The 18,960-nt window shown below is 52.3% G+C and carries 15 protein-coding genes; 12 read left to right on the top strand and 3 right to left on the bottom strand.

Annotation, left to right across the window (positions count from 1 at the left end; genetic code table 11):
• Positions 1 to 247: 247 nt before the first annotated feature.
• From sov to ACYVI1_RS19925, 3 genes are all read left to right on the top strand, one after another.
• The gene (sov, locus tag ACYVI1_RS19935) at positions 248 to 7,891 is read left to right on the top strand and encodes a T9SS outer membrane translocon Sov/SprA (RefSeq protein WP_460912521.1); all 7,644 of its coding nucleotides are present in this window, start codon (positions 248 to 250) and stop codon (positions 7,889 to 7,891) included.
• 95 nt (positions 7,892 to 7,986) lie between these two features.
• A complete protein-coding gene (locus ACYVI1_RS19930) occupies positions 7,987 to 8,196 on the top strand; it encodes a hypothetical protein (RefSeq protein ID WP_460912520.1) in 210 nt (69 codons plus the stop codon).
• 135 nt (positions 8,197 to 8,331) lie between these two features.
• Positions 8,332 to 8,667, top strand: coding sequence for a DUF6169 family protein (locus tag ACYVI1_RS19925; protein ID WP_460912519.1), 336 nt, complete (start codon positions 8,332 to 8,334; stop codon positions 8,665 to 8,667).
• Here ACYVI1_RS19925 and ACYVI1_RS19920 read toward each other — a convergent pair.
• Positions 8,630 to 9,031 carry a MerR family transcriptional regulator gene (locus ACYVI1_RS19920; protein ID WP_460912518.1) on the bottom strand — a complete coding sequence of 134 codons (402 nt, stop codon included), beginning with the start codon at positions 9,029 to 9,031 and terminating at the stop codon, positions 8,630 to 8,632. The genes ACYVI1_RS19925 and ACYVI1_RS19920 overlap by 38 nt on opposite strands.
• Positions 9,032 to 9,114: 83 nt before the next feature.
• Between ACYVI1_RS19920 and ACYVI1_RS19915 the strand changes: the two genes are divergently transcribed.
• The 8 genes from ACYVI1_RS19915 to ACYVI1_RS19880 all read left to right on the top strand — a co-directional run bounded on the left by ACYVI1_RS19915 (position 9,115) and on the right by ACYVI1_RS19880 (position 15,256).
• Positions 9,115 to 9,924, top strand: a complete 810-nt coding sequence (locus ACYVI1_RS19915) for an SDR family oxidoreductase (protein ID WP_460912517.1) — start codon at positions 9,115 to 9,117, stop codon at positions 9,922 to 9,924.
• 146 nt (positions 9,925 to 10,070) lie between these two features.
• Positions 10,071 to 11,132: an aldo/keto reductase gene (locus tag ACYVI1_RS19910; RefSeq protein WP_460912516.1), complete on the top strand. Its 1,062-nt coding sequence runs from the start codon at positions 10,071 to 10,073 to the stop codon at positions 11,130 to 11,132.
• A gap of 62 nt (positions 11,133 to 11,194) precedes the next feature.
• On the top strand, positions 11,195 to 11,575 hold the full coding sequence (gene gcvH, locus ACYVI1_RS19905) for a glycine cleavage system protein GcvH (RefSeq protein WP_460912515.1): 381 nt from the start codon (positions 11,195 to 11,197) through the stop codon (positions 11,573 to 11,575).
• A gap of 96 nt (positions 11,576 to 11,671) precedes the next feature.
• Entirely contained in the window at positions 11,672 to 13,012 is a 1,341-nt protein-coding gene (locus ACYVI1_RS19900) for a dihydroorotase (RefSeq protein ID WP_460912514.1), read from the top strand.
• The gene (locus ACYVI1_RS19895; protein ID WP_460912513.1) at positions 13,009 to 13,560 is read left to right on the top strand and encodes a DUF4199 domain-containing protein; all 552 of its coding nucleotides are present in this window, start codon (positions 13,009 to 13,011) and stop codon (positions 13,558 to 13,560) included. Before ACYVI1_RS19900 ends, ACYVI1_RS19895 begins: the two co-directional genes overlap by 4 nt.
• Positions 13,561 to 13,589: 29 nt before the next feature.
• Complete coding sequence (locus ACYVI1_RS19890) at positions 13,590 to 14,105, top strand: DUF4199 domain-containing protein (protein WP_460912512.1); 516 nt, start codon at positions 13,590 to 13,592, stop codon at positions 14,103 to 14,105.
• A 55-nt stretch (positions 14,106 to 14,160) separates the two neighbouring features.
• Positions 14,161 to 14,886 (top strand): gliding motility-associated ABC transporter permease subunit GldF, encoded by a 726-nt coding sequence (gene gldF, locus ACYVI1_RS19885; RefSeq protein ID WP_460912511.1) that lies wholly within the window; start codon positions 14,161 to 14,163, stop codon positions 14,884 to 14,886.
• Between the two features lie 16 nt (positions 14,887 to 14,902).
• Positions 14,903 to 15,256 (top strand): VanZ family protein, encoded by a 354-nt coding sequence (locus tag ACYVI1_RS19880; protein WP_460912509.1) that lies wholly within the window; start codon positions 14,903 to 14,905, stop codon positions 15,254 to 15,256.
• A 57-nt stretch (positions 15,257 to 15,313) separates the two neighbouring features.
• On the opposite strand, the gene ACYVI1_RS19875 is transcribed toward ACYVI1_RS19880, so the two are convergent.
• On the bottom strand, positions 15,314 to 16,690 hold the full coding sequence (locus tag ACYVI1_RS19875) for a tetratricopeptide repeat protein (RefSeq protein ID WP_460912507.1): 1,377 nt from the start codon (positions 16,688 to 16,690) through the stop codon (positions 15,314 to 15,316).
• A gap of 345 nt (positions 16,691 to 17,035) precedes the next feature.
• On the opposite strand from ACYVI1_RS19875, the gene gnd reads away from it, so the two are divergent.
• Positions 17,036 to 17,932, top strand: a complete 897-nt coding sequence (gene gnd, locus ACYVI1_RS19870; RefSeq protein ID WP_460912506.1) for a phosphogluconate dehydrogenase (NAD(+)-dependent, decarboxylating) — start codon at positions 17,036 to 17,038, stop codon at positions 17,930 to 17,932.
• 56 nt (positions 17,933 to 17,988) lie between these two features.
• Here gnd and ACYVI1_RS19865 read toward each other — a convergent pair whose 3' ends face one another.
• Positions 17,989 to 18,873, bottom strand: coding sequence for a DNA/RNA non-specific endonuclease (locus tag ACYVI1_RS19865; protein ID WP_460912505.1), 885 nt, complete (start codon positions 18,871 to 18,873; stop codon positions 17,989 to 17,991).
• Between the last annotated feature and the right edge of the window lie 87 nt (positions 18,874 to 18,960).

The following is an 18,960-nucleotide window of genomic DNA, read 5'->3' as shown; positions in this document are numbered from 1 at the left end:
CACTACAAATTATGGCCCGGTAATTGTAAGCTTGTTTATGCGCTTTTGTCACTAAACAGAGGCACACGGCATAATTTGTTCGTATGACATCGAGTCAATTCGTACTTTTGCCGCTCGTTGGCGCCGAAAGAAGCGAAAAACGCCGTTAAAAAAATCTATTGCCAGATTAGACGATTGCCCCAATTCTGGCCGTTTGATCAAAGTAACGTACCGTACACTACCTATTCTGAACCTGAAAGTACCCCCCATGGTGAACCCGTACTCTGTTCACAGTTCTGCCATTAGCCACCTTATTCCTACTGTCAGCCGGCTTCTGTTCGTTCCGAACGGCTGGCTGGTGCTGGGATTCTGGTTGCTTATTGGTCTGGGAATCAGTATTGGACAGGACCAGACCGTGCCTGCTCAACCCCGGCGCGGAGCCACCGGACGACGGCAGGCCGCTGCTGCTGATTCGGCCCGTGCCGATGCCCGACGGCGGGCCGTTATGCGGGCCGATTCTGCCAAAAAGGCCGTTCAGGACCGAAATGACAGTATTCGCGCCCTGCGCTCGGCCAATCGCCGACCCACCATCAACTGGCCCGACCGACGCGCCACTCGTTTCTCGGAACGCCCGTCTAAATCACCGTTTATTCTCCGTGACCCGAAAGGTGTCTCGACCGATTTTCGGCTTGACACCGACGGACGTATTGGCGTTACCGAACGCGTAAGTACCGGCGTATCCTTATCGGGTGCCCCTCTGTCAAATAATGTGCAGGGCCAAACGAGCCAGACACCTGCTTCCGGGACTTCGTTGGTTGGTACAGCCCGTCAGCCCGTCGCGACCCTGCCGCCCTCGCAGTATGGGCTGCCCTATCGGCCCGCCGAAACCATTCCGTTTTCGACCTATAATGCCATTCAGAATCAGCGCGTTGAACAGGGTATTTGGCGGGAATACGGCGCTCAGCGCGATGGGCAAAGTGCGTTAAGTGGACGCGGATTAATTCCGAAGCTCGAACTGCCGCCCATTGTCGACCGGCTTTTTGGCGGTAGTCAGATTGATTTTAAACCCAACGGCTTCGTCACGCTCGATTTCGGTTACCTCTACCAATTCATCGACAACCCGGTTTTGCCCGTCCGGCAGCGTCGGAATGGCAACTTTTTGTTCAACGAGCAAATCAGCATCAACTTCAATGGGAAGATTGGCGAGAAATTAGGTGTACTGGCCAATTTCGATACCAAAGCCAGCTTTAATTTTGAGAACGCCCTAAAACTCAACTATAAACCAGGGGGCAACCTGCCCGCTTTCGGCACGGGGCAGGGGTTGCCGAGCGTGCCTAACTTACCCAGTGCGCCCAACTTGCCGGGTGCACCCAACCTCCCCGGGGTTCCGGGTGTAAATGGGTCGATGCCCAACTTTACCCCCCAGAATGAGAGTATTTTGCAGGGATTGGAATTAGGTAATATCAGTTGGGCCGTTAACAGCCAGTTAATTCCGGGGGTGCAAAACCTGTTTGGGATTAAAACCCAGCTTCGTTTCGGGAAACTTAATGCCACACTGGTGGCGTCGCAACAACGCTCGCGCAAGAGCGAGATTACGTTGCGGGGCGGCACGTCAAACCGACCGTTTGAAATACGTGCCGACCAATACGATGAGAACCGCCACTTCTTTCTGTCACAGTTTTTCCGGGCCAACTACGAAGGCTCGCTCAAAACATTGCCGCAAGTGACATCGGGGGTCAATGTTACGCGCATCGAGGTGTATGTCACGAACCGCACCAACACCACCGAGTCACTCCGAAATTTAGCGGGTTTTCAGGACCTGGGCGAAGGGAATCCGTATGCTCAAACGAACCCGAACCTGCCGCCTTTCTCCCGCAACAACCGAACGCCGACAGCGAACGAGGCCAACGGGCTTTATAATAAATTAGTCGCCAACCCGACGAATCCATTTCGGCAGGTTAACCAGGCGAATGAGGTGCTGACAGGAACCTTTGGTCTGGTTAAAGGTACGGATTATGACCTGCTTCGGGGCGCCAAACGCCTGACTGAGCGCGAATACAAACTCCAGCCCGATCTGGGGTATATCTCGCTGGTGACACCGCTCCGCAACGACGAAATTCTGGCCGTTGCCTACGAATATACCTACCAGGGCCGACGCTATAAAGTTGGTGAACTGACGGAAGACTACCAGGCCCGGCGCGACGACGAAGTGCTGGTACTGAAGCTGTTGAAGTCGGCCACAATTCGCAACAACCTCCAGTTGCCGATGTGGAACCTGATGATGAAAAATATCTATTCCCTCAACACGTCGCAGATTACGCGGCAGGGGTTTCAGCTACGTATTATCTACAAAGACGACCTGACGGGTATCGACAACCCGAACCTGCAGGAGGGCCGCCTGACCCAGAATCGGCCCTTAGTGCAACTGTTTGGCATGGACCGGCTGAACCAGCAGTTAGACGGCCAGCCCGACGGTAATTTCGACTACGTCGAGAACTACACGATGGATAGCCGCTACGGGAAAATTATCTTCCCGGTGCTGGAGCCGTTTGGGTCGTTTCTGGAAAAGCAATTTGGTACGGAAGAGGCTGATTTGAAGGCCAAATATGTGTTCAATCAACTCTACCGGACAACCTTAGCCGATGCCCAGCAAATTGCCGATAAAAACAAGTTTTTCCTGAAAGGCTCGTTCCAGTCGGGCAACGGGGCCGAGGTACAGTTGCCGTATGGCGTCAATGAACAGTCGGTAACGGTAACGGCGGGGGGTGTTCCGTTGGTGGCGGGGCAGGACTACGTACTGGAAGCCCAGATTGGCCGTCTGCGGATTATCAACGAGAGCGTAACCAACTCCGGGCGCGAAATTCGCATCAGCTACGAACAGCCCGATTTGTTTCAGAACCAGATCCGGACGCTGATTGGCACGCGCTTAGACTACGCCATTAACCGCGACATCAGCATTGGCCTGACGGCTATGCACATGAAAGAAACGCCCGCCGGTTTTCTGACGCGGGTGGCGCTGGGCAACGAGCCGGTCAACAACACGATTGTCGGGCTGAACGCAACCATCCGCAAAGATGCGCCCGGTCTAACGCGCCTGCTGGATGCCCTGCCCGTTGTGCAGACAAAGGAAATGTCGACCGTGCAAATCAATGCGGAGGTGGCGCAGCTTTTCCCTGGCACCAACCAGAAAGCGCGGAACGAGAGCTACTTAGATGATTTTGAAGCGGCCCGGACCATTTTCGACCTGACGCGCCAGCCCACCCGGTGGCGACTGGGCGCCACGCCCCAGCAGTTTCCGCAGGGCTCCTTTGCCGACCCGCTGCCCTATGCCTTTAATCGCGCCCGCATCTCGGTTTATTCCGTTGACCCAACCCTGTTTGGTTCGTCCGGTGCGCTGGGCGTTAGCTCAAACATCGACCTCGACGATGTGAACGCCCACGTGTACGAACGTCCTTTTTTGCCGCAGGATCTGTTTCCGGGGCGGTCGCCGAGACCCGTGCAGTTGCCCGAAAGTATCCTGGATGTGTCGTATTTCCCGGCAGAACGGGGCATGTACAACTACAATCCCAATCTGGACGCGACCGGCAGCCTGCCCAATCCCCGCGGGAATTTTGGGTCCGTGACGCGGGCCATTGCCTCCGACAATGATTTCGACAACGCCAACGTCGAGAATGTGACGTTCTGGCTGATGGATCCGTTCGTGCCAGGCGAAGCTGGTAAAATTCGGAGTAGCAGCGACCCGGCTCAGCACATCAACAATACAACGGGCGGGAAGTTGGTCTTTAATCTCGGTGATATTTCGGAAGACGTCATTAAAGACGGCCGGTATGCGTTTGAGAATGGGTTTCCAGCCGATACGTCGTCAACGCGGGATACGATACGAAACAGAGGGACAGAGGATACACCCTGGGGCCGGGCACCCCGCCAGCAATTTGTGACCAATGCTTTCCAGAGCGGAGCGCGTGACCTACAGGATATTGGTTTGGAGGGTTTAAAAAATAATGCTGAACAGACCCGGTTTCAGTCGTATCTAACGGCTATTCAAACGCGGGTGACAAACCCACAAGTGCTGGCCGAGATTCAGCAGGACCCGTCGGGCGATGATTTTAAGTTCTACCTCGGCGAAGAAGCCGACCAGCAGAAATACATCGTGGCCCGCTACAAGCGCTTCATGGGCATGGAAAACAACTCGCCCGAAAGCTCCGATATAAATCAGTATCTAACCCCAGCCTCCTCCACACTGCCCGACATTGAAGACCTGAACATCGACAACACCGTCAACGACAACGAAGCTTATTACGAGTACGAAATTGACCTGCGCCCCGGCAGGTTAGAGGTGGGTCAGAGCAAATACATTGTCGATAAAGTGTCCGTTCCCACGCCGGGTGCGCCGAATGGCGTTGTGACCTGGTATCAGTTCCGAATTCCCATTCGGGAGCCACTGCGGAAAGTAGGCAGCATCAACGGCTTCAAGTCAATGCGCTTTATGCGGATGTACCTGACCGATTTTGCTCAGCCGGTGGTACTGCGGTTTGCCCAGTTACAGATGGAAGCCAACCAGTACCGCAAATACACTGGCGACCTGACCCAGCGCGGCCTGCAGGAAGTACCCGAACCGTATGACGCCAATTTCACCGTTTCGACGGTGAATATCGAAGAAAACAGCAGTACACAGACATCGGCTCAGGGTGGCCAAAAATACATTTACTCGGTGCCGCCAGGCTATGTTCGTGACCGCGATTTTACCCAGCCGAACGTAGTGGAACTGAACGAGCAGTCCATGCGGTTAAGTGTGACGAACCTGCGCGATGGCGACTCGCGGGGGGCGTTTCGGAATACGAACCTGAACCTGCTGTTCCGGGAGCGGCTCAAAATGTTTGTGCACATGCACAATGCCGAAGACGAGAGCGGTCAGACGTCGGCTTTTGTGCGGCTTGGCACCGATTATACCGACAACTACTACGAAATTGAAATTCCCGGCCTGATCGCTACTCCTGCCGGTGACCAGCTTCCTGAAGCTGTCTGGCCTACGGCCAACGAACTCGACATTGCATTCGAGGAACTTATCAACCTGAAAGCCAACCGAAACCGGCAGTCAACCCGCCGGACATCGCTGCCCTTTACGGAGCCATCAACAAACGGGCGCTATCAGCTTACGGTGGTTGGAAACCCCGATTTGAGTTCGGTGCAGTCGGTCATGATTGGCGTGCGGAATCCCAAAATTATGAGCGATGGCGAACGGCCTAAAACGTTCACCATCTGGGTCGATGAACTGCGGGCGTTTGGCTATGATCAGCACGCAGGCTGGGCCGCCATTGGTGCGGTGAATATGAAATTGGCTGACCTGGGTACGCTAACCGCTTCGGGGCGCATCACGACGTTTGGGTTCGGCGGGGTGCAGACGCGCATTGGCGAACGCGCTCTCGAAACAACGTCGGAGTTTGGGCTGTCGTCGGCGCTGTCGGTCGATAAATTCCTGCCCGAAAGCTGGGGCCTTCGCATCCCGCTCTATATCAATTACGACCATCGGAATGTGAACCCGCACTTCGACCCGCTCGACCCCGACATGCCGCTGGAAACCTCGCTTTCGACCAAATCGGAAAACGAACGGGACAGCTACCGCCAGTTGGTGCAGGATAATACCACGCGCCGGGGATACAATTTCTCGAACGTCAGGAAGGTAAAAACAAACCCGAACGCCAAATCGCATTTCTGGGATATTGAAAACTTTGCGTTTACGTATGCCTTCAACGACATCAAACGCACAAACATTCTGACGGAGGAATACCTGCAACGGCAGAACCGGGGAGGAATTTCCTATACCTACAGCGGCCAGCCGAAAGCGTTTGAACCCTTCCGCAATGTTGCGTCGTTTGAGGCTCCGTACCTGCGCTGGCTCAAAGATTTCAACCTGACGCTGCTGCCGTCATTAGTGTCGATTCGGACAGATTTAGACCGGAGTTTTATTAAAACCCAGCTTCGCTCATCCGACCTGACGACCAACGGCATTGTGCCGCAGTTTGAGAAGTATTTTTTGTTTAACCGGTATTATGACCTGACCTGGAACCTGACCCGCTCCCTGGTGCTGACTTACCACGCCCAGGCCAACGCCATCATCGACGAACCAGCGGGCGACATCAACACCCAGGCCAAACGCGACTCAATCGTTGGCAGTCTGAAGCGGCTGGGCCGGATGAAAAACTTTGTGCAGGACATTCGGGCGACGTATCGGCTGCCCTTAGATAAAATTCCCCTGCTCGACTGGATTGCTGCCGATGCCTCGTATGGCGTGGGCTACCAGTTTCAGGCTAACTCGTTCGGTATTGCCGACTCGCTGGGAGTTCCATTTGGTAACGTCCTGCGGAACAACCGCGAACAGGGCATTACTGGCCGGGTCGATTTAATCCGGTTGTACAACAAAATCCGTTACCTGCGCTTTGCCAATACCCCGGCACCGGTGCGAAAAAACTTTGCCCGCAACCCCGGCGACATTGAGGATATTGAACGGAGTGAAAGCAAAGTCCTGAAAAATTTCACGCGGGCACTGCTCACGGTGCGGGGCATCAATTTCTCGTATGCGTTGCAGGAATCGACCATTTTGCCGGGCTTCCTGCCCACGCCACGATTCTTCGGGTTGGGTCAGGACAACGCCCCCGGTTTGGGTTTTGTGCTCGGCAGTCAGGCCCGCGACATTGCTTATAAGGCAGCCGCACGGGGCTGGCTCACGCCCAGCACGGTGCTCAATACCGCTTTCCAGCAGAACATTACAAAGAAATTTACGGCCAGCACGACCTTAGAGCCGTTCAGGGATTTTCGGATGCAGATAAACTGGCGATTAGACCGGACCGATGCCTACCAGGAATATTACCGACCCGGTTCGCAGGGCGGGCCGTTCGAGACGTACTCGCCCGTGCGGAATGGGCAGTTCAGCATGTCGTTCTGGTCGTTTAGAACAGCATTTATTGGCCTGCGTGACGACAACACCTCGCCAATTTTCGACCGGTTTGAGAGTTATCGTCAGTATTTCATCGACAAACTGACACTGGCAAATCCTGATACGAAAGGACGGTATGATAAAACCTCACAGGATGTGCTGATACCGGCTTTTTTTGCGGCCTACAGCGGTCAGCCGGTCGAAAAAGCGCAACTGTCTCCCTTTTATAATTTCCCTCTCCCCAATTGGCGCATTGATTACAATGGGCTGTCGGGTTTAGGATTTATTAAGAAGCAGTTCAGCGCCTTTACCATTACCCACAGTTATTCCTCGAATTACAGCGTTGGCAACTTCATTTCTAACTTAGAGTACGGGGCCGCTTATGTGAACCTGGCCGTTCAGGATTTCACGCCCGAATCCATTGCCCGCCAGTCGGGTTCATTCATAGCGGCCGTGAACCAGTTAGGTCAGTATGTGCCGATTGTGGCCATGAGTACCATCACCATGTCGGAGAAGTTTGCCCCGATGATTGGGGTTCAATTCCAGACCAAGAGCCGCATTAGCGGGCGGCTGGAATACAACCAAAGCCGCGACGTGGCCCTGAGTTTATCCAACTCGCAGGTAGCTGAGCTGAGCAACAAAGACCTGACGGCCTCGGTAGGCTTCACCCGGCAAAATGTGCGGATTCCGTTTCGCATCAACGGGGCCTATAAAAAACTGAAAAACGACCTGACGTTCTCCTGCAACCTGACTCTGCGCGACACACGGGCTATTCAGCGGAAGTTAGATGCCGAACAAATCATTACGGCGGGCAATGTGAATTTCCAGCTACGCCCCCAGATTAGCTACATCGTCAGTCGCCGGTTAAACTTCAATCTTTATTTCGACCGGACTTTCAACGACCCGCTCGTCTCGAACTCGTTCCGCCGGGCCACTACGGCCGGTGGGGTGCAGGTGAAGTTTAATCTGGCCGAGTAGACAGGCAAATGGGTTTGCACGGCCGAACTCAATTCAGCCCATCATTTGTTTAGTCTCTGACAACCTGTAGGTTTGTGTTCTAAACAGCAACGACTATGGAAACCCAGAAAAAATTCAAGGGCATCCGTGACGAAGAACTCACCCTCGGACAAGAAGAGCGACTGCTGGTGTTTTATCGGAAATTAATGCAGAGCAAGCGCGAAACAGAGGCCGAAATCAGGAAACAAGCTGATAATCCTGAATTCTGGAAGGCTGTTGAGCCATTATTAAAACGAAATGCAGAACGAGGAACCCCTTTCGTTTGAGTTTATAGGCGTTCCTGCTTACGACTTCACGCTGGAAGAAGGAACAAATGCTGTATACGCTTTTACGAAGTTCGTTTTAAGCCGAGTGGATATGTCTTTTCAGAATATAGCTGGAGGGATACCGTCTTTGAAATTGTGATCGACCTCGTTTCTGCCCCTAATCCTGATAGAATTCCGGCTGACAGGTCTGTGCAAGCAACAATTATCAAGGGTATCGCTCACTTTTTTATGGCTTACGAACGCGTTGTCTTGTACATCTGCGATGATTCCAATTCGCGCGAAACAGCACGCAAACGAAAGTTTGATACGTGGTATGCCCGGTACGGTACTCGTCTTTTTGGCAAGTATGACCTTCCCACTGTTTCCGCCGGTTCCGAACGCTTCTTTGTATCGGTTTTTTATCGACGTGATAACCCCAACCGTTTTGAAGTCATTACAGCGTTTGACCGACTGGCGACGGGTGAGAAGTGACAGCCTCTGCCGAACAGGACAGCTCATCAAAGTGGGCGATCTTTTTTTGTAAATAGGCTCGGACCTGCTCGATTTCAGCCGCGGCTTCGTTCATTTTTTGAAGCTGTTCTTCCAGGATAGCCTTCTTCTGAGTGTCCGTCAGCCGACCGGCCTGCCAATCCATGAATTTCTCCTGAATATCTTTGAGGGTGAAGCCCATCGCTTTGATAAATTTAATCTGCAAAAGCCCGGCTATGTGCGATTCGTCGAATTGCCGATGCCCCCGCCGACCCTGACGATTACTTTGCACTAACTTCATTTTTTCGTAAAAACGAATCGTGTCAGGGGTAAAGCCCGTTCGGTTGGATAGTTCGCGGATAGACATTTTTCTAAAAAAAAGTACTGTTTCGGGAATTCTGGAGTTAACTCCAGTTTGTTCACACTGTGAATATCAAACCATTTGTACCAATGACAAAAACAATTTTCATCACCGGTGCCTCGAGTGGCTTAGGCAAAGCCACCGCTCTGCTGTTTGCCAACAAAGGCTGGAACGTAATTGCCACCATGCGCCAGCCCGAAAAGGAAACCGAACTGAACCAATTACCCAACATCAGCTTATTACCCTTAGACGTTACCAATCCAGAGCAAGTACAGGCCATTGTTCAGCAAGTGATTGAGGGGGGTGGTGTGGATGTGGTGTTCAACAATGCGGGGTATGGCCTGGCTGGCCCCTTAGAGGGCACCTCCGATGAGCAGATTGTGAAACAGCTTGAGACCAATTTGTTAGGCGTTATTCGGGTTACACAGGCATTTATTCCTTATTTCAGAGAGAAGCAATCGGGCTTATTCATCACCACGACATCCATTGGCGGCTTGGTTACGTTTCCCTTTAACTCGGTCTACCACGCCACCAAATGGGCGTTGGAAGGCTGGAGCGAAAGTATGGCGTTCGAGTTGTCGAAATTTGGTATTGGCATTAAAACTGTTTCGCCGGGTGGTATCAAAACCGATTTTGCTGGCCGCTCACTGGTGCTTACTAACCATGAGGCTTATACTCCCTATGTCAATAAAGTACTGGCTGCCTTTTCCGACCCGGCACGCCAGCAAAGAGGTTCCACTGCCGAACAAATCGCCTATGTTGTTTACGAAGCTGCTACCGATGATAAGAAACAACTGCGGTACGTAGCCGGTGAGGATGCCAAAGCGATGTATGCTCAACGCCTGCAGGTAGGCGACGAACTTTTTAGGGAGGGTATAGATAGCGCGTTTTTCAAGTAGACGTCGTCTGCAGAAGCCTCCAATACTTTTTGAAAAGATTGGAGGCTTCTTTGTTGACTGAGAAATCATTTTCAGCTAATTGATAGTAATTAAATCAACAATCGGTCGGTTTCCCGGTTGAACTACTAAATCCAATCAACGAACGCATGAATTATAACTCGCTCGGAAATACGGGAGTATTGGTTTCCGAAATCTGTCTCGGTACCATGACCTTTGGCGGTACCGGCTACTGGAAGGCAATGGGCGAACTCCAGCAAAATGCGGTGAACGACATCGTTAAAACCGCCATCGATAACGGCATCAACTTCATCGACACGGCCAATGTATATTCGTTCGGCGAGTCGGAACGGCTGTTGGGACAGGCCCTGAAATCACTCGGTCTGTCGCGCGATGAACTCGTGATTGCCACTAAAGTGCGGGGTCGCATGGGGGAGGGGAAAAATCAGGTAGGCCTGGGTCGCCTGCAAATTATGCAGCAGATTGAGGGAAGTCTGAAACGCCTGCAAACCGACCATGTTGACCTGTATCAGATTCATGGATTTGACGCCATCACCCCCCTGGAGGAAACCATGCGGGGGCTGGAGGATGTCGTCAGAAGCGGCAAAGTGCGCTACCTTGGCTGCTCCAACCTGGCTGCCTGGCAGGTAATGAAAGCCAATGGTATTGCCGATAAATATGGCTGGACGAAATTCGTATCCACTCAAAATTATTACTCCATTGCCGGGCGCGACCTCGAAAACGAGCTTGTGCCGATGGTGCAGGATCAGCAGATGGCTATTTTGCCCTGGAGTCCATTGGCGGGCGGCTTTCTGTCGGGTAAATATACCCGCGACAATAAGCCCGAAGGCGACTCACGCCGGCTGGGATTCGATTTTCCGCCGGTCAATCAGGAACGGGCTTACGATATCATCGGGGTGATGCAGCACATAGCCGAAGACCACGGTGTTTCGGTGGCCCGTATTGCCCTGGCCTGGGTGCTGGCTAAACCGAGCGTGACAAGCGTTATTATTGGCGCAAAAAACACCGATCAACTGCTGGATAATATTAAAGCCGTTGAATTAAGCTTAACCACTGAGCAACTGGAGCAACTCGATGAGGTGAGCGCCAATCCGAAGCCTTATCCACAGTGGATGATTCAGCGGCAGAGCAGCGACCGGCTCGGAGCCTATAACTTCTCGCCGAACCAGTCGGCAGTGGTAACTAAGTAATGCGGTTTGCAAATCCGCTCACGGCTACCGTATTTTGCACCTGTTCGTTAAAGCAACCAATAATGAATTTTCCAGCAGAGCTGAAGTACACGGAGGATCACGAGTGGATTCGGATAGAAGAGGATGGTACGGCTGTTGTAGGCATTACCGAGTTCGCCCAGCATGAACTGGGCGACATTATCTACATCGATGTCAACACGGTTGGGCAATCGCTGGCCAGGGGCGACGTGTTTGGGGCTGTGGAGGCCGTTAAAACGGTATCGGACCTGTTTTTGCCAATCGAGGGCGAAATTCTGGAACTCAACCCGGCCATCGAAAAAAGCCCCGAACTGCTCAACAGCGACCCGTATGGCGAAGGCTGGATTATCCGGCTGAAACCTGCCGGCGCCGTGCAGGATGGTTTGCTAACTGCCGATGCTTACCAGGAGTTGGTAGGGGCCTGATGATTTTATTAATATAGCATAAGGCTCCGTAAGGGGCCTTTTTTGTGAACCTGTTCGGCCATACGAATGGCTCTGTGACGAAGGAAACGATTGCCCATGCAACTCTTGATTCGCTCTGCCCGTGTTGTTGATCCTGCTTCATCGTTCGATGGGCAACTGGTTGATATTCTGATCGAAAACGGCCTGATTCGTCAAATTGGGGAGAAACTGGGTACGGGTGCCGATGGGCCAATCGTTGACGCGACTAATCTGCATGTATCTCCGGGCTGGATAGACATGCGCGTGCTGGCGCAGGACCCTGGCTACGAACACAAAGAAGACCTGGCAAGTGTTTGCCGGGCGGCACAGGCTGGCGGCTTTACCGACATTGCGGTGCTGCCCAATACCCAGCCCGTTGTCGATGCGAAGGGCACACTGGGGTATGTTCGGCGCATGGCCGAGGGGCAGCCCGTGCGGGTTCATGTAATTGCCGCCGTAACCAACAAAGCCGCAGGGGAGGACTTCACCGAAATGCTCGACCTGCACCATAGCGGAGCCGTTGCGTTTTCAGACGGAACTCACCCCCTTCAGAATCCTGATTTGTTGCTTAAAACGCTGCAATACCTGCAACCCGTGAATGGGCTGCTGATGAACCGACCCGAAGAGCAGTTGCTCAATCGGTTTGGGCAGATGCACGAGGGCGTCCAAAGTACTCGACTTGGCCTGAAAGGAATGCCCGCCCTGGCTGAAGAACTTATGGTGGAGCGCGATTTACGGTTACTGGATTATGTTTTGGGGCAGGAGGGGGCAGGGAGTGGGGAACAGGGAGCTGTTAAGCCTGGTTCCGTCTCCCCTGCTGCCCACTCCCTGCCTCCCTGCCTCCATTTTTCCACCATTTCGACGGGTCGTTCGGTTGAGTTAATTCGGCGGGCGAAAGCGCAGGGGATGCCTGTTAGCTGCGACGTGGCAGCTCATCAACTCGTGTTCGATGATTCGGCCCTGGCTGATTTCGATACCAATCTGAAGGTAAATCCGCCGTTTCGTTCACCCGACGATGTGGCGGCACTCTGGGCCGGGCTGGCCGATGGCACAATTGATGCTATTGTGTCGGATCATTCGCCCCAGGACGCCGAGAGCAAAAATCTGGAGTTCGACCAGGCCGAGTTTGGTATGATTGGGCTGGAAACCGTTTTTTCGGCCATCATGACCTACAATCGCAACATACCCCTGGCGCAGCTAATCGGCAAGTTAACCAGCCGGCCCCGGCAAATTCTGCGGTTGCCGCCCGTTCATGTTGCCGAAGGCGAAATCGCTACGCTGACGCTCTTCGACCCAACCGAACGCTGGACGTATGAACGCACGTTCTCAAAATCAAAAAATTCACCTTTTCTGGGGCAGACCCTCACTGGCCGGGTGGTGGGCACTGTTCACCAAGGGCAGTTTACTTCGTTTTTATGACAGCTATTCTCCAGTATTTCAGTCACCCATTACTAAAAATCCCGCTGCTGGCCGGGTTGCTGACGGGCGTTTTATGTTTTTTCTATTTCCTGGCTCTGTATGCCATTGGCCTGCCCGCTTTGGGCAACATTCGGGTGCTGGATTATGGCATTCATATTATCGTGATGGTGGCAACGGTCTGGTACTATCGGAAATATGTAGGCCACGGGCGACTGCATTTGTGGGAAGGCCTCACCATCGGTTACGTACTCAACACCGTAGCCGCATTAGTGACGGGCTGGCTTATTTATTTTTTTGTAACTCAACTTGATCCAACTGTATTTGCCGAGTATGTCGTTAACTCAAAGAAACTCCTGCTCGACGGAAAAAAGCAAATTACCGATCAGTTTGGCCCCGAAACCTTTGCCGAACAGTGGACCAAAATCAGTGCCATGCAGCCTGGTGTTCTGCTCCCCGACGAACTGACCAAAAAAACAGCACTGGCTGTGCTGCCTGTGCTGATTATTTCGCTTATTTTTCGCAAACAGGATTACAGTGTCCTGCAATAATCCATTCGTTTTTTCTCCCTGACAAACCCATGAACAATCAGCCCACTACTGCCCGCATTGCCCTGAAATGGGGATTAATTACCGGAGTTGCCTTAATAGTCTACTCAACCCTACTCTATACCTTCGATCAGACCACCAACACCGCCCTTAGCCTTATTGTTTACGCTATCCTGATTGGTGGCTTAACGATGGGAATGCGTGAGTACCGCACGGCCAACGAAGGCTATATGACCTATGGCGAAGGGGTGGGGTTGGGGGCCTTACTGTCGGCGGTGGCTGGCTTTCTGTCGTCGACCTTCACCGTGCTCTATACGCGCGTGATCGACCCTGGCTTTCAGGAGCGGGTATCTGAACAAGTGCGGGAGAAACTTGAAGATCAGGGGCAACTCTCTGACGATCAGATTGATCAGGCCGTTGGTATGATGCAGACAGGACCAGGACTACAGTTTATTTTTGGCGTACTCGGAACAATTTTGATCGGCGTCATTTTCTCGCTGGTCATTGCCGCGTTCCTGCGCCGAAACAAAACCAATCCATTTGACTAATAGAAATTTATAGTCTCAGGTTTCAGGTTTCCTGAAACCTGCAATCACCAAAAACGTGCTGGCTATTTTTCGTAAGGAAATCAATCAATTTTTCTCCTCGCCCATCGCCTACATTATCATGGGCGTATTTCTAACGGCGGTGGGCTTGCTGCTGTGGGTGTTTCCGGATACGAGCCTGCTCGAAAACGGCTATGCCGATATGGGCACCTTTTTTAACCTGACTCCCTACGTCATGCTTTTTCTGGTGCCCGCCATTACGATGCGTTCCATTGCCGATGAAGTCCGGTCGGGCACACTCGAATGGCTGCTGACCAAGCCCGTTAGCCGGTGGGGGGTGGTGATCGGCAAATTTCTGGCAAGCTGGCTGCTGGTTGGGCTAACACTCCTGCCCACGCTGGTGTATTATGTGACGCTTTATCAACTCGGTTCACCCATTGGCAACATCGACTCGGCGGGGGTGTTTGGCTCCTATATCGGGCTGGTGCTGCTGGCCGGGGTGTTTGTGGCTATTGGCGTGTGGGCGTCCTCGCTCAACGACAATCAGGTTGTGGCGTTCGTGCTGGGCGTGTTTGGCTGTTTTATGCTCTATGCCGGGCTAAGCGCCCTGGCGGGGCTGGCGTTGCCCGGTGGTCTGTCGTATTACCTATCCATGCTCGCCCTCGATGAGCACTACCGTGCCCTGGGCCGGGGCATTATCGACTCCCGCAATGTCGTATATTTGCTTAGCCTGATGCTGACGTTCCTGCTCCTGACAACCTACCGGCTCAAATCAACTAACTGAGAACCAACGCGCCCGAATGAACTATTCATTTATAAGAAGTGCAAGTCGGTGGCTGGCCATTCTCTGGACCCTTGTTATGCTCATTGGCTGCCTTACCCCGCAGGATCAGCTATTTATTGGGCAAACCTGGAACGACAAAGTCCTGCATATCCTCATCTTCATGCCGTTTGCCGGGCTATGGATACTTGCCGGTTTCCGGCCGAATAGCATCGTTCTAATCAGTTTTGCTTTTGGCGTATTCATTGAGTTGCTTCAGTATTTGTTACCCATTAACCGAACCGCCGACTGGAAGGATGTCGTTGCTGACTGCATCGGAACAATTTTAGGCGCATTACTGGCGTGGAGAGTTCAACGGTTTGTAAACAGGTAATCAGAAATGGTCAGGCCATTTCTGATTACGCCTGACTGAGGTCTGCCAATAAGTATGTTATCGCATGGCCGTTGGGCGGGGCGTGCGATTGCACTTCTCGCCAATCACTTTGTAGGATTGCGTATAGCCCAGTTCACCGGCTCGGCTTAAGTCCGCGCAGGCATTCGATTCGTCGCCCGTGTCGTAGCGAATGATGCCTCGTAGGTAATAGGCTTCCGAATGGCGTGGATTTAGTTTAATAGTACTGTTGCAGTCGATTAGTGAGCCTTTCTGATCGCCAAGCGAGGAGCGAACCAGCCCCCGAATAAAATAAGCTTCGGCATTGACCGGATTCAGCTCAACGGCCCGGTTCAAATCCTGTAGGGCCAGTTTGCCATCGCCTGCCGAGTTTCGTAGAATACCCCGCACCAAATGAGCATCGGAGCGGTCGTCGGCAAGCTCGGTCATTTTATACCGCTCCTGCACCACCGAACCCAGCAGTTGCAGGGTATTAGCCGTGATAAAATCACTATAGTAAGTCTTCGTCTGAGTCGTAACATTGCCCATGTCAATAGCCTTGTCGAGGTCGGTTACGGCCTGCTTCGCACTCCCCAGTCGACTTTTGCAGAAACCGCGGCTAAAGAGTGCCTTAAAATGGGTCGGGTTGAGTTGAATCGTCCTGTCGAAATCGGCGAGGGCGTTTTGAAATTCGCCGAGTCGGGTTTGTACCAGTCCACGCCGGTAATATAGCTCGGCATCGTCCTTACTTAGTTCAAGTGCGCGGCCAAAGTCGACCATAGCGCCTTTAAAATCTTCAAAATCTTCGAGTTTGAAGCGTGCATACCCACGGCCGGTCAATGCCTGCGTTTTAGCCGGCAATTTTTCGAGGGCCAAACCGAAATCAGCAATGGCCCCTTTGTAGTCGGATAGTTGTGTTTTGCAGTTGCCCCGCGCGGTCAGAATATTGGCATCTGTCGGGTCCAGCAAAGCCGCTTTGTTAAAGTCTGCCAGGGCGCTGTTCATGTAATTGATTTGTAGTCGGCAGAGGCCACGCTGGTAGTACAGTAAGGCATCGTTGGGGTTAAGCTCGATGGCCCGGTTGAAATCCTGCATGGCTCCCCGGTAATCCTCCTGCCGGGTGCGGTTCAGACCCCGGTACAGGTATGCGTTAGCATCGCCCGGATTCAGTTCGAGTGATTGATCGAGGTCTGAATTTGCTCCCTGAATATCGTTTAAACTAATTTTTGCCAGAGCGCGGTTGTAGTAACTCGGGCCATTTTCAGGGTTTAGAATAATGGCTGCTGTGAATGCCTGCAAAGCCCCGGTAAAATCTTTTGCATTACTTTTGGTAATTCCTTCAGTAAAATAATCGGCGGCCGTTTGCTGTGAAAAACAAACTGTTTCTACACCTGCACAGAGCAGAAAAACCAGAACAGATAGAGATTTTGTTAACATATAGTCGTACAGGTTAGGTTACGAATGGGACCATTCGACCAAAACTAACATTTATGGCAATACCTCATGCTTTTCCTAAATGAAATTTCTACTAATTGATTGTCACCCCGTTTAGTAACGCTATTTTTTTTATAAATACTTATAAGTATATTATAAATTATATTAATTACCGTTGAGAGCGTATAAAAAATTAAACTGTTATACTAATGGTTATATATTGAGACAACTGAAAATGACAGCGTGAAAATCAACAATGAAATTAGCGGACTTCATAAAATCTCCTGGCACGACGGACGGAGGTTTCAGAAAAAATCGCCAATTTGACCGCCCAAATCATTGATTGATATGCACATTGGATTTATTGGCTTAGGAAAGATGGGGTACAACCTCGTCATCAATCTACTAAAGCACGGCCATACGGTTGTCGGCTACGATATTAACGAAGCCTTAGTTGACGAGATCAAAACTGAGGGCGCGCAGGGCGTTAATACATTGCAGAGTTTGTATGACGCCCTACCCGAGAAGCGTGTATTGTGGCTGATGATTCCGGCGGGGCCGTTGATCGACAAGGTCATCGAGCAACTGTTAGCGGTGCTTCATCCCGGCGACGTCATTATTGACGGGGGAAACTCCCATTACAAAGACTCGCTTCGGCGGCACGACTATCTGAAAGAAAAAGGAGTTGGGTTTTTAGACTGCGGCACCAGCGGGGGTATCAGTGGTGCCCTGAACGGTGCCTGCACCATGGTTGGGGGCGACCCCGACGTGGTTGAACCGCTGCATGGGGTATTTCGGGATATTTCCGTGGAGGATGGCTATCTCTACACCGGCCCGGCGGGCAGTGGACACTTTACAAAAATGGTCCACAACGGCATCGAATACGGCATGATGCAATCCATTGCCGAAGGGTTTGAGGTACTGGAAAAAAGCCAGTTCCCCTTCGACTTCGAGGCCGTTGCCAAAATGTGGGGACATGGCTCGGTGATTCGTGGGTGGCTCATGGAATTAATCCAGCACGCGTTTAGCAAAGACCCTAAATTAGACACAATCAGGGGTAAAATGTTCTCGTCGGGCGAGGGTAAATGGACGCTCGAAACCGCCCTCGACCTGGGCGTACCAACGCCGGTTATTGCTCTTTCCCTATTGACCCGGTATCGCTCCCTGCAGGATGACACCTTCACCGGAAAAGTGGTGGCCGCCTTGCGGAATGAGTTTGGCGGCCATGCCGTTGAGAAAAAATAATCGCTGATGAGTACTTTACGTCCCACGGGGTTTAACCCCGTGGGACGTAAGATCACTTAGCTGTTTCCTCCATCAATCCGCATTTCGATAAGGCGTTGGATTTCGGTGGGTACGTTCGACAGGAAATCGTAGCCCGTCATCGTTTCGAGTTGGTCAATACTGGTCAGGTAGGCCCGCCAGGGTTTGTCGGCGGCCGACTGGTTGTTGGGAATACTTACGGCAATAATCCGGGTGTTGGTCGAGATACGAAGGGCATCGTCGGAGCCGGTCGGTAACACCACAATAATCTTCCACAAAGCTGCCGGAACCGTCAGTTTTCCGCTTGCCAGGGTCGTTGCATAGCCATTTTGCCCGGTGCCGCCCGCTCCCCACGTTCCGGCAATAACATACACCTCATTGCCGTTCGTAGTGAGTTGACGTTCATACTCTTCTAAATTTTTCCAGACCTCGCGGTTGTGTCGTGGCGCTTGTGGCACGATGTTGGTTAGGAGAAATGTGATGGCATTATCCTCTGGCGAACCGTCGCGGTCGTCGGATGGGCAAAGGTGGCCCCGGTCGAAGCCCGAGTTGGTGTAGTCAGACGGTCTGGCCATGAACCAGCCCGAAGGCAAACTACCATCGGGCCGGAAGTCGTTGGTACGACGGCTGTCGCCTTTCCAGGCCGCACTCAGGTGCCAGCTAACCCAGTTGGCAATGCCCCGGTCGCGGCTGTACGAAAGCGCATAACCGGACTTGACCATCAGGTAGTTGTTCGGGTCGTTGCTGGATGCTCCGCTTGGATTACCTAAAGCGAGGTTATCGTCGCGGGTGGGTGTCGTGGACCCGCTACCGGTTGTTTGGGGCGGAATCGTGCGTAAACAACCCGACAGCAGTGCGCCCAGGGCGACGCTAAAAATAATAGTTTTCAGTTGAGGTAGCACTTGAATTGATTTTGCTGACATTCTTACGGAACTTTACAATCAATCCATAAATGTAGTGAATCTGTATTTAGCTTATTTTCTAAAACTAAGTAAAGAATTGCTAAGTCC

It is taken from the genome of Spirosoma areae, assembly GCF_054781775.1.
This window is presented reverse-complemented; position numbering and strand designations above follow the sequence as displayed.